We start from the raw sequence: 22,028 nt of genomic DNA on the forward strand, positions 1-22,028 counted from the left end.
AATGTCGAAATTTTTTATAGAACGACCCATATTTGCCTGGGTGATCGCCATTGTTATCATGCTGGCAGGGCTTTTTGCCGTAATGACCCTGCCCATAGAACAATACCCGAAAATTGCCCCGCCCAGCATTAGTGTCACCACGGCCTATCCAGGTGCATCCGCTAAAATTCTGGAAAACTCTGTGACCCAGGTCATTGAACAGAACCTGACAGGAATTGATAATCTAAGGTATTTTTCCTCGTCCAGTGATGGCAGCGGTCAATTGACAATCACCCTGACCTTTGAACCGGAAGCGGATCCGGATATCGCCCAGGTTCAGGTTCAAAACAAGGTGCAATCAATCACAAGCCTTTTGCCCCAGGAAGTTCAGTCCCAGGGGGTAACCGTGACCAAGGCCACCAAGAGTTATTTGTTGATTGTAGGCCTGTATTCTGCGGACGGCAGCATGGATGAGCATGACATTGGAGACTATATCAAGTCCAATCTTGCCGATTCGGTCAGCCGGGTTCAAGGTGTGGGGAATTTGACCGTATTCGGACAGCCGCATTCCATGCGTATTTGGCTTAACCCGGAACAATTGCACTCCTACCAGCTAATGCCCTCGGACGTAAAATCAGCCATCCAGGCACGCAACTCGGATATCACCCCGGGCCAGTTGGGCGGGGCCCCGGCAGTGAAGGGACAACAATTAAACGCCACCATTTCGGCCCAATCCAAGCTGCAGACGGTTGCCGATTTTGAAGAAATTTTGATAAAGGTGAATCCCGACGGTTCCCAGGTCCGGCTCAAAGAGGTTGCAAAGGTCGAGCTGGGTGCTCAATCCTATGATACCGTGGCCCGGTACAATGGGAAAGAAGCCTCGGGTATGGCTGTAAGTCTGGCCACAGGTGCCAATGCTCTTGATACAGGCAAGCGGGTTAAGGCAAAATTAACAGAACTTGCCGCCTTTATGCCCGAGGGGCTTACCATTGTGTATCCCTATGATACCACCCCCTTTGTCAAGATTTCCATTGAGGAGGTGGTAAAAACCCTTTTCGAAGCCATCCTCCTGGTATTTTTTGTCATGTATATCTTCCTTCAGAATTTCAGGGCAACCCTGATTCCAACCATTGCCGTACCCGTGGTTCTGCTGGGCACCTTTGGCGTTTTATCTGCCTTCGGGTTTACCATCAATGTGCTGACCATGTTTGCCATGGTGCTTGCCATAGGACTTTTAGTGGATGATGCCATTGTTGTGGTGGAAAATGTTGAGCGGCTCATGGCCGAAAAAGGGCTGTCTCCTAAAGAAGCCACCAAAGAGTCCATGGAGCAGATCACCGGTGCCCTGGTGGGTATCGCCCTGGTCCTTTCCGCGGTATTTATTCCCATGGCCTTTTTCAGCGGTTCCACAGGCGCGATCTACCGCCAGTTTTCCCTAACCATTGTATCGGCCATGGCCCTGTCCGTTCTGGTGGCCCTGATTTTGACACCAGCCCTTTGTTCCACCCTGCTCAAACCCATAGATGCAGCCCACAAAGAGGGCAGAAAAGGGTTTTTTGGCTGGTTTAACAGAAATTTTTATGCCGGAAGACTCGCATACAAGCGAGGGGTTGGATATGTTGCGGCAAGATCCATCCGGTTCCTCATCATTTATTGTTTCATTTTAGGGGGGCTGGTCTATTATTTCCAAATGCTGCCCACCTCCTTTTTACCCGATGAAGATCAGGGAATGATGATGATGATGGTTTCCGCCCCTCCCGGCGCCACACTTGAGCGGACCCGGGGGAGTGTAAAAAAAGTGGAGACCTATTTCATGAACCAGGAGGCCGAAAATGTGGAAAGCATCTTCACTGTGACAGGTTTCAGTTTTGCCGGACAGGGACAAAATGTGGGGATGGGCTTTATCAATCTCAAGGACTGGGAGCTTCGAGACAGGCCGGAGCAAAGTTCGGCTGCCATTGCCCGAAGAGCCATGGGCAGGTTATACACTATCAAAGACGCCTCTGTGTTTGCTTTCATTCCCCCGCCGATCACCGAGCTTGGGAATGCAACCGGTTTTAATTTCATGCTTTTGGATCAGGCCGGACTTGGCCATGAAAGCCTGGTCAACGCAAAAAATATGATGCTGGGCATGGCATCACAGGACCCAAGTTTTGTGGGTATTAGGCCAAACGGTTTGGCAGACGTGCCCCAGTATAAACTGGAAATCGATTACGAAAAAGCAGAAGCCCTTGGGCTTTCCACCTCAGACATCACCAACACCCTGGCCGCTGCATGGGGATCCACCTATGTGAATGATTTCATGGACAAGGGTCGGGTGAAAAAAGTGTATATGCAGGGGGAAGCGCCCTTCAGGATGCATCCTGAAGATATAGACCGATGGTATGTTCGTAACAAAACAAACGAAATGGTTCCCTTCTCCTCCTTTGCCAAGGGGCATTGGACCTATGGATCTCCCAAACTTGAGCGATACAACGGTGTCTCTTCCATGGAAATTCTGGGTGCCCCGGCACCAGGGGTCAGCTCCGGAGATGCCATGAACATCATCCAGACCCTTGCAACAAAGCTGCCCAAGGGTATCGGGCTTGAATGGACGGGAATCTCCTATGAAGAAAGAATGGCCGGCTCCCAGACAAGTCTTCTCTATTTGGTATCCCTTTTGTTTGTGTTCTTGTGTCTGGCGGCGTTGTATGAAAGCTGGTCCATTCCCTTCTCGGTCTTGCTCATTGTTCCCCTGGGGATTGTGGGGTCTGTTGTTGCCACAAGCATGGCTGGCCTCACCAATGACGTGTATTTTCAAATCGGGTTGCTCACCACCATCGGTCTGGCATCGAAAAATGCCATTTTAATTGTTGAATTTGCAAAGGATCTCCATGAAAAAGGGCATGATATTGTTGATGCTGCCATGTCGGCAGCAGAACAAAGACTTCGCCCGATCCTCATGACATCCCTGGCATTCATCCTGGGGGTTACCCCTCTAGCTCTTGCCACCGGTGCCGGGTCTGCCAGCCAGAACGCCATCGGCATCGGGGTCATCGGCGGAATGGTTGCGGCAACCACCCTTGCCATCGGCTATGTTCCCCTGTTCTTCATTCTTATTGAACAATGGACGGAAAAGAGGAAAAAGGCCAAAATGGCCCGAAATGAGGTTAAATATGTATAATAGAACACTGACAATTGCCCTGACGCTTGTGGTAATTGCGCTGGTTTCCATGACTGGCTGCAGCATGATCCCGGAATACCAGCGGCCGGAACTGCCTGTTACGACCACCTGGCCTTCGGGCAATGCTTACCCGGAAACCCAGGTCAATGAACAAACGCAAACGGCCACGGTGCCGGACGCCACAGTTCCAGACCCCATGGTATCGGATATCGCATGGAAAGATTATTTTAAATCAGCACCCCTGAAGGCCCTTATCCAAAGAACCCTGGAAAATAACCGGAACCTGAGAATGGCTGTGCTCACCATTGAGCAGGCAAGAGCAGCCTACAGAATACAGCGGTCGGACAGCCTGCCCACCATTGCAGGCACTGGGTCTGCCACAAGATCCGGCGTACCTGAAGATATCAGTTCCACAGGAAGTTCTACCACAAGTTCCGTCTTAAGTGCCAATCTTGCAATGACCGCTTATGAACTGGATTTTTTTGGCAGAGTCAAAAGCCTGAATCAAGCGGCCCTTGAAACCTATCTGGCAACCGAAGAAGCAGCGTTAAATACCCGCATTGCATTGATCGCCCAGACCTCGGACGCCTATATGGCTTATCTGGCATATAAAAAGTTGCTGGTGCTGGCCAAGGATACCCTTGTGGCCCAACAAGCTACATTTGCTGTGGTCCAGTTACAATACGAGGTGGGTTCAGCCACCCAGCTTGACCTGGCCCAGTCAGCGACTTCGGTTGAACGTGCCAGGGTTTCCATTGCCCAATATACCCGTTTGACGGCCCAGGCAAAAAACGCCATTGTCCTGCTGGCAGGAGCTGGTGTGGAGGACCTTCTGGATAACGCCGAGACCATCGACACGGTTCAATTTATGGACCACATTCCCACAGGGCTGCCCTCCACTATTTTGCTGGCAAGGCCCGACATAAAAGGGGCTGAGCACCGCCTGAAAGCTGCGAATGCAGATATCGGAGCTGCCCGGGCAGCACTGTATCCCTCCATAAGCCTTACGGGTTCCTTTGGACTTGCCAGTGACAGCCTGTCCTCTTTGTTGTCCTCAGGTGCTGCCTTTGCATGGAGTTTCGCCCCTTCTGTCTCCATCCCTATTTTCAATCGGGACGGCCTCAATGCCAGCCTGGATACGGCCCTGGCCGGTGAAAAAATGGCTATTGCAGAATATGAAGCCGCCCTTCAGACAGCCTTTAGAGAGGTGGCAGACCAATTGGCGGCCAGGGGAACCTTTCAATACCAGCTGGCCGCTCAGAATGCATTAGTAGACGCCAGTCAAAGGGCCTATGAATTATCCAATGCAAGATATCAAGACGGTATTGATAATTTTTTGACGGTCCTGGATTCCCAGAGATCTCTTTTTTCTGCCCAGCAGAATGCGGTAACGGTCAAGCAGGCTTATTTGAGTAACCTTGTCAGCCTGTACAAAGTGCTTGGCGGAGGTCAACTATAATGGGATCGAAAGTGTCTGCTGCCGGCCAAATCTGGTTTTTAATCCCCCTGCTGGCATTGCTGGCTGCCTTTCCGCCCCTGTCCACGGATATGTACCTGCCCGCCATTCCCTATCTGGGTAAATTATGGTCGGTGGATCTAAAAACCGTAAACCTGACCCTGGTCTGTTTTCTTTTGAGTTACAGCCCGGCCTTGCTAGTGTACGGCCCGCTTTCAGACCGGTTCGGCAGGAGAGTTCCCCTGCTGGCCGGACTGCTTTTGTTCATACTGGGCAGCCTTTTATGCGCCGCAGCAGGATCTGTACAGGCCCTGATCTATTCCAGAATACTTCAGGGGATAGGGGCTGCTGCTCCTTCAGCCCTGGGGCTCTCCATTACCAAGGATTACTATACAGGACCTGAGCGCCATAAAATATTGGCCATCATCGGCATTATCGTTGCCCTGGCACCCATGATCGGTCCCACATTTGGGGGGTGGGCCATGCTTGTTGGCAACTGGCACCTTATTTTTTTCCTCCAGGCAGGGGTTGCCCTGGTTTCTTTTGCAGGTGTTCTCAAGATACCCGAAACCAATACCAACTTGCGGCATATTCCCCTGACTCAAATGGCCGGGCCCTATGTATCCCTGTTCAAAAATCATCGATTTTTAACGCTTACCATGGTGTTTGCCGTTTCCATGTGTCCTTTTTTTGCCTTTATCGCAGCCTCGTCGGAAATTTATATTCTAGGATTCCAGGTGTCAGAACAGGCCTTTGGACTGTATTTTGGCATCAATGCCCTGTCGTTGATGGCAGGATCCTTTTTGTGTATGAAGCTTGTCATGCGGGTCAATGACATGGTGTTGATCGGGTTTGGATTCAGCGGTATGGTGGTCGGAGGGGTGCTGCTGATACTGATGCCCCATTCACAGGTATTGTCCTTTACCCTTCCCATGTGCTGTATATCCTTTGGTTTTGGCCTGACCCGCCCCCTGTGTGTGAACATGATCCTGGAAACAGTGAACGAGGATATCGGATCCGCCTCTTCGCTGATGATGTTTGCCAACTTTATTTTCGGAGCCCTGGCCATGGGACTCATCTCCCTGTGCGGAGAATGGAAAATAATGACAATAGGCCTTACGGCCTTATCAACAAGCTTGTTAACACTGGCGGTCATCCGGGCAATCAGCCATCAAAAGGATAAAATTTCAACCCCTACCTAGAGCCCCCGCATGTATTCGGGTCTTCGCGTATTTGGGTCATTAATACCGTCTGTAACTATCTTCAGGAACTTTTTTTTGTCTGTTGCCAGTTCTCCCTTTAAGCTCAGATAATTGGAGGCATGGTTGGTGTTGAATATACACCCCTGAAGATCATCTGCCGTATGGTCTATCAAGGTGTATAATTCTTCTAAAATTTGAGTCGCTGAGCATGGCACAAACTTGTTTGCTTCTTTTTGGGCCCAGATTTCAGACCCTGGCGTCACCTCCAGTGTGAGCGGTGAAATATACCATTTCCTTGGCATGGTGGGAGCCATACGGTTTATCAATTTTGCAGATTCCATTGCATGCTGCTGGCTTTTTTGTGAATCGTTCCCTGTCAGCCCTAAAAGCAAGATTCCAGACCAGGCAATGCCTGCCCTATGGCATTTTTGGGCGGCAAGGGCTAATTCATCCTGGGTAACCCCTTTGTTACACGCTTTGAGAACCTGGTCATCTCCACTTTCAATCCCCACATACACCATTGTAAAACCGGCATCTGCAATCCGTTTTAAATCATCATCGGATTTTTTGAGGATATCTTGGGCATGGGCATAGGAACTAACTTTTTTTAAATTGGGATGTTTTTGATAACAATATTGGGTTAATTCAATGAGGACCTCGGGTTTTACAACAAAGGCATTGCCATCTTCAAAGAATATTTTTTTTACTTTATTACCAAACATTTCACCGGCTTTGCGAATATCGGTCTTGATTTCTTCAATATCTTTACGCACAGAAAACTTTTTTGTCAGATACATCGAGCAAAAGGTACACCGATGGGTGCAACCGGTTGTAACGCCAATCAATAGGGAATCCCATTCTGATGGGGGTCTGAATATGGGTTCAACTAAATTTCCAAGATCATAATTCATATGGTTATCTACTCTCTTTGCGGTGTTGAGGGGTCCAATATCACTTATAAATCTGCTGCAGTATATTTAAATTCCCCAGTATTTAAAGGATTTTTGTCCTTTAGTACTTTTTATCATGGTCCGATTTCATTGCGCAAATGAAATTTTTGTAAAAACCGGCTAATTTCTAATGGTCAGTTTAATTACCAATGGTAATTTTAGCTCTAATATTGTTAACCCCTTCTCCCTGTAGTCCTTGCCAAAACCCAGGGAGATTCTGGTAATTTTTGTTACCACTCAATTGTTCTTCCCCTTGCCCTGGAATACTTTTTTTAAAAACACCGCTTTTTTTTAAAACCATTACAAACAGCTGTCCCCAGGTCCCATCAACCACCCGGTGAACCCAATATTTTAAAAAAAAATAATCACTGGCAAGACATTTGCTAAAGGATAGGGAGAACCATGGATCTGTAACAATGATATCCTGATTTAAGGGTATCTACTTTAAAATTTAAAAACACACACAAGGAGCTCCTCCGATGATTGTTGGCATTTTAAAAGAAATAAAGGTATTGGAAAATAGAGTTTGCATGACACCTGCCGGTGTTGTCGCCATGAGACAACACGGTCACGATGTAAGGGTTGAAAAAGATGCAGGCCTGGGCGCCGGGTTCCCCGATGAAGACTATGTTACAGCCGGTGCTGTCATCTTTGAAACCCCTGCACAGATTTACGCAGAATGCGACATGGTCATGCATGTTAAAGAACCTCAACCTTGCGAATATGACATGATCCGCGAAGATCAAATCCTGTTCACCTATCTGCATTTGGCAGCAGACGAACAGCAGACCCGGGCCCTTATAAAAAGCAATTCCATTGACATTGCCTATGAAACCATTGAACGAGACAATGGCTCCCTTCCCCTTCTGGTTCCCATGAGCGAGGTGGCCGGTCGCATGGCCGCCCAGGAAGCTGCCAAGTATCTTGAAATGCCCCAGGGCGGGCTTGGCATCCTTCTGGGCGGGGTTACCGGTGTGGAACCTGCCACAGTGGTGGTCATCGGCGGCGGTGTGGTCGGTATAAATGCAGCCAAAATGGCCTGTGGACTGGGGGCAAAGGTGTATATCCTGGATACCAACCTGGAAAGATTAAGCTATCTGGATGATGTCATGCCTGCCAACTGCTTTCCGATCATGTCCAACGCCGGCATCCTTGCGGAACTGGTTACCAAGGCAGATGCGGTTATCGGTGCAGTTTTGGTTGCCGGCACAAAAGCCCCCAAACTGCTCACCCGTGGGATGCTCAAAACCATGAAAAAAGGATCTGTCATTGTTGACGTTGCCATTGACCAGGGGGGCTGTTTTGAAACGTCCAAAGCAACCACCCATGCAGACCCCACCTTTGAAGTAGAGGGTGTCGTTCATTATTGTGTGGCCAACATGCCCGGTGCCGTGGCCAGAACATCCACCACAGCACTGACCAATGCAACCCTTCCCTATGCCATTGAAATTGCCAACAAAGGCTGGAAACGAGCCATGCAGGAAAACAAAGAAATCAAACGGGGCGCCAATGTCATCAAAGGCAAGATAACATACAAAAGTGTGGCAGCGGCATTTGATATGCCCTACACCCCCATTGAACAACTGATTTAAAACGTTTCTTAATGGGGATCCCAATGAAAAAAAAATATTCTTTCATAGGGAATACTTGCGATTCATAACCACAAACGGTAAATAATATTACCGTTTGTGGTTATTTTTCACAGGAGACCCCAATGAATGTAAAAATCAAGCTCAGTTACAAAGACCGTGTGGGCATTGTTGCAGATATTTCTAAAACCGTTGCAGACTCCAGTCTCAATATTATTTTCATGGAAGTGGTCCGCAAAGATAATAAAGCCGTTGTTTACATGGAAATTGAAGCTAGCTTTTTACCCGATAACATTGATGCGGTCGTGATCCATCTTAAAGCCACCCAAGGCCTGCAGGAAATAAATTTTATCGACACCCTTCCCCAGGAGGAACGCGAAGACCGATTCAGGGTTGTGCTGGACAATATCAGCGACGGCGTCATTTCCACAGACCGGGAAGGAAAGGTCACCACCATCAACCGTGTGGCCGGACAGGTATACAATTGCACCCCGGATGAAATCATCGGCAAGAATATCAGGAGCATTGATCTGCCGCAGTATGCCATCCTGGAATGCCTTGAAGGAAAAAGTCTGAAAAATGTTAAACAAAACCTGATCACAAGCCAGGGCCGGTATCAGTATATTTCAACCTGCAGATCCATCCGGGACAGTTCAGGCCTGATTGTCGGTGCCGTTGAAATAGCAAAAGACATGCAGGAAATCAGAGAAATGGCCCAGACCTTTTCAGATCCTGCGCTTATCAGTTTCAGCGACATTATTGGAAAAAATCCCACCATAAAGGCGGCCATTGCCTTTGCCCAGAAAATTGCCACCACAGATTCGCCAGTGGCCCTTCGGGGTGCCAGTGGCACGGGAAAAGAATTGTTTGCCAGGGCCATTCACATGGCAAGTAAAAGGACCGGCCGATTTGTCCCCATCAATTGTGCCGCCCTGCCAGATCCCCTGCTGGAAAGCGAGCTGTTCGGATATATGGGCGGCGCTTTCACGGGTGGAAAAAGCCAGGGCAAGGCCGGTCTGTTTGAAACTGCCAAGGACGGCACAATTTTTTTAGATGAAATTGCGGAAATGTCCCTGGCATCCCAGGCCAAACTATTGCGGTTGATCCAGGAAGGTGCTGTCAGAAGAATTGGGGGTACAAAGGAAATCCCCGTCAATACAAGGATCATCACAGCTACCAATAAAAATCTTGAGCAGCAGGTGGAAGAAAAGACCTTTCGTAAAGATTTGTATTATCGGGTCAGTGTCCTGCCCATCCATATTCCTCCCCTAAGCCAGCGGCTGGATGATATCCCCCTGCTGGTGGACCATTTTTTATTTGACCTGACCCGCAAGCTTGAAGAAAAAATGCCTGTGTTAACCCAGAGGGCCTATGACAAGCTTAAAACCCATCACTGGCCTGGCAATATCAGGGAGCTTAAAAACGTTGTGGACCGTGCTGCGATTTTATGTGAAGATGATGCCATAGACATTGACACTATTTTATTCAGCCATGAAATGGTTCATGGCACCCTGCCCCTATCCGATGTTTCCACCACCCATCAATTATCTCTTAAAGACCAGGTGGCAGATCTTGAAAAAAGAATCATTGTCAATACCTTGAAAACTGCCAAAACCATACGCAAAAGTGCCAGGCTGTTAAAACTATCACACCCAGCTTTGATCAATAAAATGAAAAAATACAACATAAAAAATGTCACCCGCGTCACAACCTGATGTTTATTCCTTAACGCGTGAGGTATCTATAAGGCCTGCCATGACGATTAAAAATAAAATATCCGCCGATATCAAAGATCTCAGATTTAGTGTTATCCGGGAAATGGGTGCAATGGCCAAGGGATTAACCGATGTGATCAGCCTTGGGATCGGCGAACCCGATTTTGATACCCCCTCGGGTATCATTGCCAAAACCTTTGAAGACGTCCAGAACGGACATACCCACTATACCCAGTCCCAGGGAGATCCCGAGTTGCTGGAAAAATTATCCGTGCATCTTTCCCGGGAAATAAAATCCTCGGTCCCCGTCTCATCCATCCTGATGACCCACGGTGCTATGGACGGTCTTACTGCGGCCTTTAGAACCCTTTAGAACCCTTCTGGAACCAGGCGGTTCCCGGACTACCTGGCCCATATCACACTTGCAAGGGGCCAGATCTGCCCGGTTCCGGCTTTGTTTGAAGACCGGTTTATCCCTGGACGGCATGGAAAACTGCTGTGCGGCGGTCTGTGCGCCTTAAACAACCAGGAGTTGTCCAAAAACCTAGGCGATCAGAAAGCGATGGATATTGTAAATTCAGGGGCACAGATAGTGGCTGCCCCCTGCCCCGGCTGCCTGGTTCAAATAAATGACAGACTGGGTGCAGATAATGCGCAGATTGAATCCATTCATCCCATCGAACTTGTTGCAAGGACCTATGGAGAATAATGGAAACAACACGCGCATTTATCAACGGCAACGTCATCACCATGAAAGACAGAGGGATCAAAAAAGCGGTTGCGGTCGAAAACGATTAAAGGAACCATTAGCCAAGGGCGAGAGATACTGCTTTTTTCCCATGAATCTCAGTTGTATCAAATAAGGGGATACTGGTATGCTGTTGATTCACCAACATGACGATTTCAGTGCAACCTTCAATAATTCCCTGGGCACCATCCTGGTACATTTGGTCCATTATGCGCAGGTATTGCTGCCTTGATTCTTCTCGAACAATCCCAAGACACAGTTCCTTGAAGATGATCCGGTCAACCAGGTCACGATCCGCTTTTGACGGAACAATTACATTAATCCCGTGAGCCTCAAGACGACCCTTATAAAAATCTTCTTCCATTGTAAATCGAGTCCCTAAAAGTCCGATGGACTTCATATTTTTTTTCTTTACAGATTCAGCTGTCGCATCTGCAATATGTAACAGGGGAATTGAAATATGATTTTTAATCTGTGTGGCCAATTTATGAATCGTATTTGTACAAATAAGCATAAAATCAGCACCAGCTGTTTCTATTTGTTTCGCGGCGCTGCCCAATACTTGTTCTAGCAAATCCCATTGTTCATTTTTCAAATACTTTTCAATTTCATAGAAATCAACGCTGACCATGACAATTTTAGCAGAATGGAGGCCTCCTAATTTTTTTTTCACCTCTTGATTTATACACCGATAATATAAAGAGGTGCTTTCCCAACTCATTCCGCCGAGCAAACCAATTGTTTTCATGAGAGTTCTTCCTTGTTAATCACAATTAAATAAAAAATATGACTCATTTATTCTAAATGAATCCCGGTTAAAATTTTTCAAGCAGCCCCAGCACCCGGTCGATATCCGCAGTTGGAATTCAGGCGGATAAACTCATTGTCGCTGCCTCGCAACCGATACCGAGGGCCAAATTCCCCTTTGGGAGGGATATATTTGGTAATGACCCGTTCGGCAATTTTTGCACGCCCCTCTTTTTTCAGCCCGTCAATCTCCTGAATCAGGCTGCTGTTAAGTTTATCTAATGACATAATATTTTTTCCTCTTACAAATATTTTTTGTCCAATCTATTTAATTTATGCCCAATCCAGAACAACCTTCCCGGAATTTCCAGACCGCATGGCATCAAACCCTTTTTGAAAATCAGTATAATGAAAATGGTGTGTTATCAGGGGGCTTATGTCCAGGCCGCTCTGGATCATGGTGGTCATCTTGTACCAGGTTTCATACATCTCCCTGCCGTAAATACCCTTGATGGTGAGCATATTAAAGACAACCTTGTTCCAGTCAATTCTTGTATGGTCCGCCATGATGCCCAGCATGGCGATCTTGCCGCCGTGGCACATGTTGTCCAGGATATCATTGAGGGCAGCAGGATTCCCTGACATCTCCATGGCCACGTCAAAGCCTTCCTTCATACCCAGCTGTTTCTGGGTATTTTTCAGGTTGTCCTTTGACACATCCACAGCCAGGGTTGCCCCGGCGTTTTTAGCCAGTTCCAGACGATAGGGATTGACATCGGTGACCACCACGTGGCGGGCACCGGCATGACGGGCAATGGCTGCAGCCATGCAGCCGATGGGACCTGCGCCTGTGATGAGCACATCTTCTCCCAGCAGGTCAAAGGAAAGTGCCGTATGGGTGGCATTGCCCAGGGGGTCAAAACAGGCCAAAACATCCTGGGGGATGGATGGATCGCAGTACCAGACATTGGTCACGGGAATGGACAGGTATTGAGCAAAGGCACCGGGTCGGTTCACGCCAACCCCCTTGGTGTCTTTGCAAAGATGGCGACGGCCGGCCAGACAGTTGCGACAGTGTCCGCAGACAATATGGCCTTCTCCAGAGACCAGGTCCCCGGGCTTGAAATCGGTGACATGGGAACCTATTTCGGCTATGGTGCCCACAAACTCATGGCCCACATGCATGGGCACAGGGATGGTCTTCTGTGACCAGGTATCCCAGTTGTAAATATGGACATCCGTTCCGCAAATGGCCGTTTTCTGGATTTTTATTAAGACTTCGTTGTGACTTATATTGGGAATTGGCACATCCTGAAGCCATAAGCCTTGTTCAGGCTTTGCTTTTACAATTGCCTTCATTGTTTTCATGGTATATGGCCTTTAACTAAATAATTTGTCAACAGAAAGATAACGTTGTCCAGTGTCGGCAAAAATACAAACAATAACCTTATCCCGGTTCTCTGATTGTTTCAGCATTTGTTTTCGCGACGTGTGATTTCATACGGAGCTCCTTTTTAGAGAATTATTGTTGACTTCTTGGGTGTTTATAAAATGATATTTTACCTGCATGTGGTCCGACATTGCCTTTTTTGCCAACTCGGAATCATTCTCTTTAATATATTTAAAAATTAACTCATGGCCCAGCAAGTCTTGTTCAAGAGAGGCAGGACTGGATGGAGTCCAGGGATAAAATTTATATTGGCTAGCCTTGGAGGGTTCTATATTTAATTTGTTTTTAGAATAGTATTCTTGAACATAGCTTCTTGCATCTTGAAGTTGCTGGTAAATCTTTTCCATTATGCTATCGATAGTCGAATTTTTGGCCGCTTTTGTAACGGCTTTATGAAATTGTAACTCATATTCGATATATTTCTTTGGATCATCTAAATTACTACGCATATTTTCCAAAATTTTTTCCAGATCAATAATGTCTTCTCTACTACTACGTTCCGAAGCAAAACCTGCTATTTCAACCTCTAAAATTTGTCTGGCTTCAAGCATATGTAAAAAATTTTCCGCTTTTAAAGAAGAGGCAAAGAAAGGCTCAGTGGGCCAACGAAGGGATGAATCTTTTAAGAAAGTGCCTTTCCCTCGTTTATTTTCCAAAATGCCTAGCAAATTCAGAGCCATCAATGCCTCTCTCAAAGAAGGACGACTAACGTTTAACATTTTGGAGAGCTCCCTTTCATTAGGCAGTTTATCACCGGGGGCGAGTTCCCCTTTATCCACCAATTTTTTTAGCTCCTGAATAATTATTTCAGGAATGCTTTTTGTCTGGATTGCTCTAATTTTTAAAGTCATTTTTATAATTCCTCATTATAAATTCCCGACTTGTGCGGTAAGTTGGTCTGACCATATTGATAGGTAGTTACATACTTTTTGTCAACCAAAATAGAAAAAAGAATCAAAAAGCTGAAATATTCCCCCCGACCTGAAACAGGCACAACAAATGGCTGTTCCAGGTCGGGTCAAGTTACGGTAATAAAGAAAATTGAAAACTTGACAAACAATTAAATTTTAAATTACATTAATAATGTTACTACGGTAACAATTATGGTTTATTCGGGAGACTGGCATGAAAAAAATTTCAAAAGTTTTTTTACTTGATAATTCTATTGTTTATATAATCAATAATTTGGCAAGAGAGATGAATGTCGATCTTACCTGATCCTTCCGCAAAAAATGAAGAGAATCCACAGAATCCTCATTAAAAATCTTAAATCATTTTAATTAAATAGTTTTCAAATAAGGAGTTAAAAAAAATGTTTATTGCTAAGGATATCAATGAACTGATAGGCAAAACGCCCATGCTGGAACTTTCACGCCTTTACCCTGCAGAAGTCAGGGGAAGGATTCTATCCAAAATGGAATTGAACAACCCGACATCCATAAAGGATCGGGGTGTGTTTTTCATGGTCAAATCTGCCATGGAAGAAGGTAATATAACAAAAGACACTGAAGTGGTTGAAGCAAGCAGTGGCAATACCGGTATAGCACTTGCCCGTGCGGCGATAACTATGGGTTTCAGGGCCAGAATTTATATGAGCGAGGCATGCAGTGTTGAGCGGTTAAAAATTATGTCGGCCTATGGAGCCAAACTTGTATTAACACCTGCCGTCGAACATACCAGGGGCGCAAGAAACCGTGCCATTGAATATTGCAAGGCTAATCCCGAGAAGACTTTTTTTTTAAACCAGCATGGTAATGAAAATAATGGTCGGGCTCATGAATATTCAACCGGACCTGAAATTTGGGAGCAGACAAAAGGAGACTTGGCCGCTGTCATAATCGGCTTGGGAACAAGCGGAACATTTGACGGGCTGTCCAGGTACTTTAAAAATAAAAACAAGGACATTCGTATTATTGGATTCGAACCTTCGGACAGTCCGGTATATGCGGGTGGAAAACAGGGTGTGCATCGCCTCATCGGCATCGGTCCCGGTTTTGTTACTGAAAACTTCCAACGTTCCCGTGAACATCTTGACGAAATAGTCCATGTGTCCAATGAAGATGCTTTTGAAACCACCCGGCTGCTTGCCAAACGGGAGGGAGTACTGGCAGGTGTCACATCTGGTGCGGCCGCATGGGTGGCAGGTGAAGTAGGTAAACGAAAAGAATTTGAAAACAAAACAATCGTTTGCTTTATTTATGATTCCGGTGAGCGCTATTTGTCTACTGAAGGATTATTTAAAGTAGAGGATGTTGAAAAGGCTTTATAAAAACATAAACATTTAAATAACTATTCAGCAAAAAAAATGTACCAGATGTCATTTTTTACTTGACAAGGGTTTTGGCGAAAAAATGGATTTTCTGAGTAAGTTTTAAGACCCCTTATATTAATGAAGTTTCTTTTGATTCGGTTCGAATGATCGTGACATGAGTATAACCCCTTGTAATGATAATTAATATTACAAGGGGTTGCGATTTTTTTTGAATACTTGGCAAGAGGAAAATTCATTTTCCCCAACCAGAGCACGCTCAATCAAGAAATGAAAACCAAGGTCAATGAAGGATCTGGCTGAGGAAGCATTTGGTTCTTTCATGCTCAGGGTTTTCAAAAAAATCAATAGGATTGTTTTCTTCCACTATCATTCCGGCGTCCATGAGCATCACCCGTTGGGCAACGGTTTTGGCAAAACCCATTTCATGGGAAACCACGATCATAGTCATGCCCTCGTCACTGAGTTCAACCATGACATCAAGCACCTCTTTTACCATTTCCGGATCCAGGGCCGAGGTGGGTTCGTCAAAGAGCATGACTTTGGGTTTCATGCACAGGCTTCTGGCAATGGCCACCCGCTGTTGCTGCCCCCCTGAAAGCTGGCCCGGAAATTTGTTGGCCTGTTCGGCAATCTTAACCTTTTCAAGGTAGAACATGGCAATTTCTTCGGCCTCTTTTCTCGGGGTCTTTCTAACCCATAACGGCGCGAGAACTAGATTTTCCAGGATGGTCAAATGGGGGAAAAGGTTGAAATGCTGAAAAACCATGCCCACTTCTGTTCTTATTTTTTCAATATTTTTAAGATTGTTGGTCAGTTCGATGCCGTCTACTATAATTTTGCCTTCCTGATGTTCTTCCAGACGGTTTATGCACCGGATCAATGTGGATTTTCCTGACCCGGACGGTCCGCAGATAACAATTTTTTCCTTTTTTTTCACTTCCAGGTTGATGTTTTTCAACACATGGAAATCACCATACCATTTATTAAGGCCCTTGATCTGGATAATGGTGTTATTGTCTTTTATATCATTCATTTTTTTCCTTGGTTTGACGTTTGTTTGCCGAATCAGTGGGACAGAGGTCAACTGTAATTGTCTGTGTCCAGTTCACCTTCAAGTTTCTTTGAAAAATTAAACATAAAGAAACATCCTAAAAAGTACCTCAAAGCGACAAATAAGTACATTTCTGTGAAGAATGATGAATCTCATGAACTGTACATAGTTGAGTCCCAGGGGGATAAAAATTTTTCACGAATCAAATAACCCCTCGACACTCAAATACCGTTCTCCTGAATCCGCAAAAATACCAACTATGGTTTTTCTAGTATTTTCAGGTTTCTCACCGATTTTTTGAAGAATACATGCGACAGCGCCGGAGGTAATACCCACAAGTATGCCTTGTTCTCGTGCCAGTTTCCGGCACATGGCAAAGGCATCCTCTTCCTTGACCAGCATGATGTCATCAATGATATCTCTATCCAGAGTATCAGGAACAAATCCTGGTGCAGTCCCCATCATGCGGTGGGCGGTAAAAATCCCTTTGGAAATGAATGGGGAACTCTCCGGCTCAATGGCCACAAGCCGGATATCCGGGTTTTGCTCTTTAAGGTATTTTCCAGCACCGCAGATTGTACCACCGGTCCCGAGCCCTGCAACTAAAATATCAATGGTCCCTTCCGTATCTCTCCACAATTCCGGACCTGTGGTTTTGTAATGGGCACCAGGGTTATCCATATTAACGTGTTGACCCACATAAAAATATTCAGGATGTTCTTTTATGATTTCATACATTCTTTTTTTAGCGCCCTTGGTTCCAAGGGATGCGTCGGTTAACTCAAGTTCAGCACCAAGGGCTTTCATTACCATGCGCCGTTCAACACTTTGTATGGATGACATGCAAAGAATGACTTTATATCCTTTGAGCGCAGCGATATAGGCCAATGCCATACCGGTATTACCGCTGGTTGTTTCAATCAGGGTATCCCCGGGTTTGATTTTTCCGGTCTTCTCTGCCCGATCGATAATGTTGAACATGGGCCGATCTTTCACGCTAAATGGATTCATGAATTCACATTTGGCAAGCAGAGTGGCATTCTCTGATAAATTATTTAATCTCACCAGAGGCGTATTACCTATAAGATCTAACATTGAATTGGAATAGCGCATTATTGTCTTTCCTTTTATGCAGGGTTTGGACATGGGGTTGTTATCACCATACAAGTCACGATGTTTTTTTCCGGATTAGGGTCGTGGTAATATTTATTTTTTCCATGACCCTTACTTGCCCGAGCCAAGTTCTCTTGCAAGTTTGCGGCTGTACTCGGTCATGGCAAAGCAGGCTACAAAATAAATGAGGGATAAAAAGACATAGGCCTCTTTACTGTAGGCCATCCAATCGGGATTGGCCAATACAGATTCAGTGGTTTTGAGTAAATCATAAAGGGCGATGATCACCAGAAGCGATGTGTCTTTAAACGCCACAACCAAAATGCTCACCGTGGGAGGTATTACGATTTTCAGCGCTTGGGGCAGAATAATCAGACGCATGGTTTGGTAATAATTCAAGCCCATGGAATAGGCTGCCTCGTATTGACCATTGGACATTCCCTGGAGCCCCCCGCGCACCACCTCTGCAATGTAGGCTGAAGTGAACATGATCAGGGCGAGTAGAGCCCTGATAACGGCGCTGATTGTGACGCCCTCCGGCATAAACAAAGGAAACATCATGGCAGACATAAATAAAAGGGTAATGAGGGGCACGCCACGAATAAACTCGATATAGATAGTAGACAACACCCGAATGATCGGCATCTTGGAGCGGCGGCCCAAGGCCAGCAATACACCAATCGGGTAGGCCCCCACAATAGACCCGGCTGCAAGAAAAAAGGTGAGGGGCAATCCTCCCCATTTGCTTATCTTAACAGGGACCAGGCCTGGAACGCCACCATTCATCAACACCAAAATGCTTATTCCGCCAAAAATCCAGGCATAGCCCAACGGTTTTTTCCAATTTTTCCGGTTCCAGGTAAAAGCGATAAGAATGAGGAAAATAGCTATCGCTGTCCCTGGGCGCCATTGCAATTCATAGGGGTAAAAACCAAACAGGATAAATCGTATGTTTTCGGTGACAATGGACCAGCAAGCCCCATTACCAGCTTTACAAGCTTCGGGCCCGGTGAACCAGACGCTGTCAATAAATGCCCACTGGATGAATGAAGGAAGGATTTTCCACAAGGTGAAAAGAACGGTAATGGTAAGGATTGAATTAAATATACCGTTAAACAGATTTTTTTTCACCCATCCGATAATCCCAATATTTGATACCGGTGGTTTTAAGGATTCGATTTGTTCTATTTTAGTCAGGTCCGGGTTTATCATCGTTCAACCAACTGTGCTTTTTTATTATACCAATTCATTATTGTTGATCCGGTCAAACTGAAGCTCAAATAGACCACCATGATAATGACGACGCCTTCAACGGCTTGCCCTGTCTGATTAATGGCTGTGTTGGTCAGGGCAAAAAAATCCGGATACCCTATACCCACTGCCAGGGAACTGTTTTTAATCAGGTTCAGCATCTGGCTGATCAGGGGGGGGATGATAATACGCAATGCCTGGGGGAGTACAATCAAACGTAAGGTCAGGCTTGATTTAAAACCAAGTGCTTCGGCAGCTTCTTTCTGTCCTTTGCTGGTGGCTTCTATTCCGGCACGGACGATTTCTGCAATAAAGGCCCCGGTGTACAGTACCAGACCCAGCAACAGCGCAATAAATTCAGGAGAGATGGTTATGCCGCCCTGGAAATTAAACCCTTTAAAGACCGGTACGTCAAAGCCGTGGGGGGTCCCCCCTGCCAACCAGACCAAAAAGGGCAAGCCGATGGTGATGGCCAGACAGGTGGGGACCACCGGGAAGACCTTACCGGTATTCGACTGTCTGTCTTTGGCCCATCTGATGAGGCCCCAGGACATGGCCAGACCGGCCAGCAAAGCAATCAACATATACGTGTGGGCAATATGAGGCTCAGGCGTCGGCACCATCAGCCCTCGGCTGCATAAATAGGTTCCCGGAAAGATTGAAAGGGCCTGGCGGGGGGACGGCAGATTTTGATAAAAAATAGCATACCAAAAAAACAACTGAAGCAAGGTCGGGATGTTCTGCATTACCTCAATATAGAACGCAGATAATTTGGCTATTAGCCAGTTATCAGAAAGCCGTGCGATGCCTATAATTATCCCCAGCGAGACCGCCAGAACAATCCCTACCAGACCAACCTTCAAGGTATTAAGGATTCCCACGACAAACGCTCTAAGATAATTGTCTGCCGACGTGTAATCAATTAATGACTCACTGATATCAAAGCTGGCAGTGTCGAAAAGAAAACCAAACCCGGTTACCATGGATTGCTTCTGCAGGTTGGCATGGGTGTTGGACACAATGACATATCCAAGCATGAATACAGCCATAACGGTTATGGCCTGATAAAGAATCATGCGTTTGGCAGGATCATACCAAAAAAAAATTTCACTCTGAAAATCGGAACGGGTTTTCTTCTGCCCCATATGGTTTGCCTGGATTTGAATTATTTAATGAAAAAAGCGATCAGATTGGCCATGGTACTTTGACATGTCAGGCTGAACACCCGTTGCAGGTGTCCAGCCGGAATGCCATTATCTAATAGGAGGTCCGTACATCAATCCGCCGTCAGTCCACAGCGCATTTTTTCCTCTTTTGAGATTTAGAGAGGTGTTGACCCCAACGTTTCTTTCAAAAATTTCACCGTAATTGCCCACATGCTTGATGATGTTATATGCAAAATTACGTTCCAGGCCCAGTGCTTTGGCAACGCCTTCAGGTACATTCAGGAAACGCTTGATTTGGGGATTGTCACTTTTCAGCATCTCATCAACGTTTTTGGAAGTAATACCCAATTCTTCAGCATTGATCAGCGCGATCACCGACCAGTTAACGATGTCAAACCATTGGTCATCGCCATGGCGAACGGTTGGGGCCAGGGGCTCTTTGGAGATAATTTCAGGAAGAATCATGTAGTTCTCTGGATTGGGAGCCACCACTCGCATGCCTGCCAATTGGGATGAATCAGAGGTGATGCAATCGCACCTGCCGCCATAGAAGGCCTCCTGGACCGCTGCCTGGTTGCGGATCACAACGGGCTTGTAAGTTATTTTATTTTTTTTAAAATAGTCGGCCAGGTTAAGCTCAGTGGTGGAACCGGGCAGCACACAAATCGATGCGCCATCCAATTCCAGAGTACTTTTAATTCCTAGGTTTTTGGGTACCATGAATGCTTGACCGTCATAGAAGTTGGGATGGGCAAAATTTAGGCCTAATGCGGTGTCCCGGCTGGCTGTAGTGGTAACGTTTCGGCAAAGTACATCCACCTCACCGGACTGGAGAGCGGTAAAGCGGGCGGTTGCTGTCAAGGGTTTGAATTCAATTTTATCCGGGGACCCGAAAACCGCACTGGAAATAGCCCGGGCCGTATCCACATCCAGACCCCGCCACATACCTTTTTTGTCAGGCATGGCAAATCCTGCCAGTCCCTCGCTGACGCCAACGGAAATAAAACCATCTTTCTTAACTTGCTCCAACGTCTGTCCTGCAACAGAAATTTGAACGGTAAAGATCAAAAGAGCAATCATCATTGCCGAAATACGAAACGCTTTCACAGTCATCTCTCCTCCTCAGGGGGTGTTGGCAACACCATGTTTAAAAAAATTGAAACCACTTTAATATCATACGTCTAATGGCCCATGAAATTCGGGTATATCAAATAAAGGATAAGACCCGAGCACTGACCACCAGAAAGAATTAATACGCCTTGCCCCTTTCAAAGAGTAACAAAAAGATGACAAGTACTTCTATTTTCATGAATCCATTGGAAAAATTTGTTAATCCAGCATATTCAAAATCCTACACCATAAAGATGACAGATTAACTTGTCAATAAAAATGTAAATCCTCCGCCTAATTTTTAAAAAAACTGGAGTTTAAAGACTGCAGCCAAGCTCAAAATCATGCATTTGGTGGTAATTTAATCTTTTTTTTATCTATTACGGCCTGCCTTCCATCGGCATCACCATAGACAATTACGTCACCGCATGCCTGGGGATTGGTTTGTGCGGCGGCGCCTATATTTCTGAAATTATTCGCGGAAGCCTGTATTCTGTTGAAAAAGGACAACAGGAAGCAGCTGTTTCTCTGGTGCTTTCCAAATTCCAGACCCTTCGTCATGTGATTCTTCCCCAGGCGCTCCAGGTTGCCATTCCTCCCCTGATGAATTCTTTTTCCTCCCAACTTAAAGAGACCTCCCTGGTCTCGGTCCTTGCCATCAATGAATTGACCCGATCCGGCCAAATAGTATATGCCAGAACCTTTCGGCCCTTTGAAATCTACCTGGCGGTGGGAATCCTCTATTTTAGAATGACCTACTCGGTATCCCTTCTCTCCCGGTATCTTGAGGGCGTATTCCATGTTCACGGAAAAATCGCCCAAAGATAATAAGATTTTCGCCCATGGATATTCAAAAAAACCAATTAATCAACCTTGAACTGCTTAAAGGAAATGCAATGGTTATCAAACCAGGGGCCTTTATAAAAAGCATCAATCGAAAGCCATATGAGACATGTGGTATTCTACTAAGCGATCAGTTGATTGATTTTTTCACCAATGATCATTTACACCGTCACAGACATCGATTCCTGTTGCCCATTCGCAATATGCGAAATGAACTATATAT

Annotated in this window: 20 protein-coding genes; 9 read left to right on the plus strand and 11 right to left on the minus strand. The window is 46.0% G+C overall.

Going from position 1 to position 22,028, the window contains the following annotated elements:
- Nucleotide 1: 1 nt before the first annotated feature.
- From ACZ45G_RS14660 to ACZ45G_RS14670, 3 genes are read left to right on the plus strand one after another with little or no spacing between them, the layout of a single operon-like run.
- Entirely contained in the window at nucleotides 2-3,142 is a 3,141-nt protein-coding gene (locus ACZ45G_RS14660; protein WP_464179365.1) for an efflux RND transporter permease subunit, read from the plus strand.
- Nucleotides 3,135-4,601: an efflux transporter outer membrane subunit gene (locus ACZ45G_RS14665; RefSeq protein WP_464179366.1), complete on the plus strand. Its 1,467-nt coding sequence runs from the start codon at nucleotides 3,135-3,137 to the stop codon at nucleotides 4,599-4,601. Before ACZ45G_RS14660 ends, ACZ45G_RS14665 begins: the two co-directional genes overlap by 8 nt.
- Nucleotides 4,601-5,800 carry a multidrug effflux MFS transporter gene (locus ACZ45G_RS14670; protein WP_464179367.1) on the plus strand — a complete coding sequence of 400 codons (1,200 nt, stop codon included), beginning with the start codon at nucleotides 4,601-4,603 and terminating at the stop codon, nucleotides 5,798-5,800. The genes ACZ45G_RS14665 and ACZ45G_RS14670 overlap by 1 nt, the downstream gene beginning before the upstream one ends.
- Here ACZ45G_RS14670 and ACZ45G_RS14675 read toward each other — a convergent pair.
- Nucleotides 5,797-6,711: a B12-binding domain-containing radical SAM protein gene (locus ACZ45G_RS14675; protein WP_464179368.1), complete on the minus strand. Its 915-nt coding sequence runs from the start codon at nucleotides 6,709-6,711 to the stop codon at nucleotides 5,797-5,799. The two genes, ACZ45G_RS14670 and ACZ45G_RS14675, sit on opposite strands and share 4 nt — an antisense overlap.
- Nucleotides 6,712-6,889: 178 nt before the next feature.
- Nucleotides 6,890-7,051 (minus strand): hypothetical protein, encoded by a 162-nt coding sequence (locus ACZ45G_RS14680; protein WP_464179369.1) that lies wholly within the window; start codon nucleotides 7,049-7,051, stop codon nucleotides 6,890-6,892.
- A 178-nt stretch (nucleotides 7,052-7,229) separates the two neighbouring features.
- Here ACZ45G_RS14680 and ald point away from each other — a divergent pair, with 178 nt between their 5' ends.
- From ald to ACZ45G_RS14700, 4 genes are all read left to right on the plus strand, one after another.
- Nucleotides 7,230-8,342: an alanine dehydrogenase gene (gene ald, locus ACZ45G_RS14685; RefSeq protein WP_464179371.1), complete on the plus strand. Its 1,113-nt coding sequence runs from the start codon at nucleotides 7,230-7,232 to the stop codon at nucleotides 8,340-8,342.
- A gap of 122 nt (nucleotides 8,343-8,464) precedes the next feature.
- Nucleotides 8,465-10,054 (plus strand): sigma 54-interacting transcriptional regulator, encoded by a 1,590-nt coding sequence (locus ACZ45G_RS14690; RefSeq protein WP_464179372.1) that lies wholly within the window; start codon nucleotides 8,465-8,467, stop codon nucleotides 10,052-10,054.
- A 40-nt stretch (nucleotides 10,055-10,094) separates the two neighbouring features.
- On the plus strand, nucleotides 10,095-10,427 hold the full coding sequence (locus ACZ45G_RS14695; RefSeq protein ID WP_464179373.1) for an aminotransferase class I/II-fold pyridoxal phosphate-dependent enzyme: 333 nt from the start codon (nucleotides 10,095-10,097) through the stop codon (nucleotides 10,425-10,427).
- Nucleotides 10,428-10,508: 81 nt separating this feature from the next.
- Nucleotides 10,509-10,763 (plus strand): heterodisulfide reductase-related iron-sulfur binding cluster, encoded by a 255-nt coding sequence (locus tag ACZ45G_RS14700; RefSeq protein ID WP_464179374.1) that lies wholly within the window; start codon nucleotides 10,509-10,511, stop codon nucleotides 10,761-10,763.
- A 97-nt stretch (nucleotides 10,764-10,860) separates the two neighbouring features.
- Here ACZ45G_RS14700 and ACZ45G_RS14705 read toward each other — a convergent pair whose 3' ends face one another.
- The 4 genes from ACZ45G_RS14705 to ACZ45G_RS14720 form a co-directional block, all read right to left on the minus strand.
- The gene (locus ACZ45G_RS14705) at nucleotides 10,861-11,550 is read right to left on the minus strand and encodes an aspartate/glutamate racemase family protein (protein WP_464179375.1); all 690 of its coding nucleotides are present in this window, start codon (nucleotides 11,548-11,550) and stop codon (nucleotides 10,861-10,863) included.
- A gap of 77 nt (nucleotides 11,551-11,627) precedes the next feature.
- Nucleotides 11,628-11,837, minus strand: coding sequence for a hypothetical protein (locus ACZ45G_RS14710; RefSeq protein ID WP_464179376.1), 210 nt, complete (start codon nucleotides 11,835-11,837; stop codon nucleotides 11,628-11,630).
- A gap of 45 nt (nucleotides 11,838-11,882) precedes the next feature.
- Nucleotides 11,883-12,917 (minus strand): L-threonine 3-dehydrogenase, encoded by a 1,035-nt coding sequence (gene tdh, locus ACZ45G_RS14715; protein ID WP_464179378.1) that lies wholly within the window; start codon nucleotides 12,915-12,917, stop codon nucleotides 11,883-11,885.
- 129 nt (nucleotides 12,918-13,046) lie between these two features.
- Entirely contained in the window at nucleotides 13,047-13,850 is an 804-nt protein-coding gene (locus ACZ45G_RS14720) for a FadR/GntR family transcriptional regulator (RefSeq protein WP_464179380.1), read from the minus strand.
- A 461-nt stretch (nucleotides 13,851-14,311) separates the two neighbouring features.
- Here ACZ45G_RS14720 and ACZ45G_RS14725 point away from each other — a divergent pair, with 461 nt between their 5' ends.
- Nucleotides 14,312-15,268: a PLP-dependent cysteine synthase family protein gene (locus ACZ45G_RS14725; RefSeq protein ID WP_464179382.1), complete on the plus strand. Its 957-nt coding sequence runs from the start codon at nucleotides 14,312-14,314 to the stop codon at nucleotides 15,266-15,268.
- Between the two features lie 283 nt (nucleotides 15,269-15,551).
- On the opposite strand, the gene ACZ45G_RS14730 is transcribed toward ACZ45G_RS14725, so the two are convergent.
- The 5 genes from ACZ45G_RS14730 to ACZ45G_RS14750 form a co-directional block, all read right to left on the minus strand.
- On the minus strand, nucleotides 15,552-16,304 hold the full coding sequence (locus tag ACZ45G_RS14730; RefSeq protein ID WP_464179384.1) for an amino acid ABC transporter ATP-binding protein: 753 nt from the start codon (nucleotides 16,302-16,304) through the stop codon (nucleotides 15,552-15,554).
- Nucleotides 16,305-16,517: 213 nt separating this feature from the next.
- On the minus strand, nucleotides 16,518-17,435 hold the full coding sequence (gene cysK, locus ACZ45G_RS14735; RefSeq protein ID WP_464179386.1) for a cysteine synthase A: 918 nt from the start codon (nucleotides 17,433-17,435) through the stop codon (nucleotides 16,518-16,520).
- Between the two features lie 111 nt (nucleotides 17,436-17,546).
- Entirely contained in the window at nucleotides 17,547-18,647 is a 1,101-nt protein-coding gene (locus ACZ45G_RS14740) for an amino acid ABC transporter permease (protein WP_464179390.1), read from the minus strand.
- Nucleotides 18,644-19,831 carry an amino acid ABC transporter permease gene (locus ACZ45G_RS14745; RefSeq protein WP_464179392.1) on the minus strand — a complete coding sequence of 396 codons (1,188 nt, stop codon included), beginning with the start codon at nucleotides 19,829-19,831 and terminating at the stop codon, nucleotides 18,644-18,646. The genes ACZ45G_RS14740 and ACZ45G_RS14745 overlap by 4 nt, the downstream gene beginning before the upstream one ends.
- A 108-nt stretch (nucleotides 19,832-19,939) precedes the next feature.
- The gene (locus ACZ45G_RS14750; RefSeq protein ID WP_464179394.1) at nucleotides 19,940-20,965 is read right to left on the minus strand and encodes an amino acid ABC transporter substrate-binding protein; all 1,026 of its coding nucleotides are present in this window, start codon (nucleotides 20,963-20,965) and stop codon (nucleotides 19,940-19,942) included.
- A gap of 372 nt (nucleotides 20,966-21,337) precedes the next feature.
- Between ACZ45G_RS14750 and ACZ45G_RS14755 the strand changes: the two genes are divergently transcribed.
- A complete protein-coding gene (locus ACZ45G_RS14755; protein ID WP_464179958.1) occupies nucleotides 21,338-21,790 on the plus strand; it encodes an amino acid ABC transporter permease in 453 nt (150 codons plus the stop codon).
- Nucleotides 21,791-22,028 lie beyond the last annotated feature (238 nt).

The organism is Desulfoconvexum algidum (genome assembly GCF_055382125.1).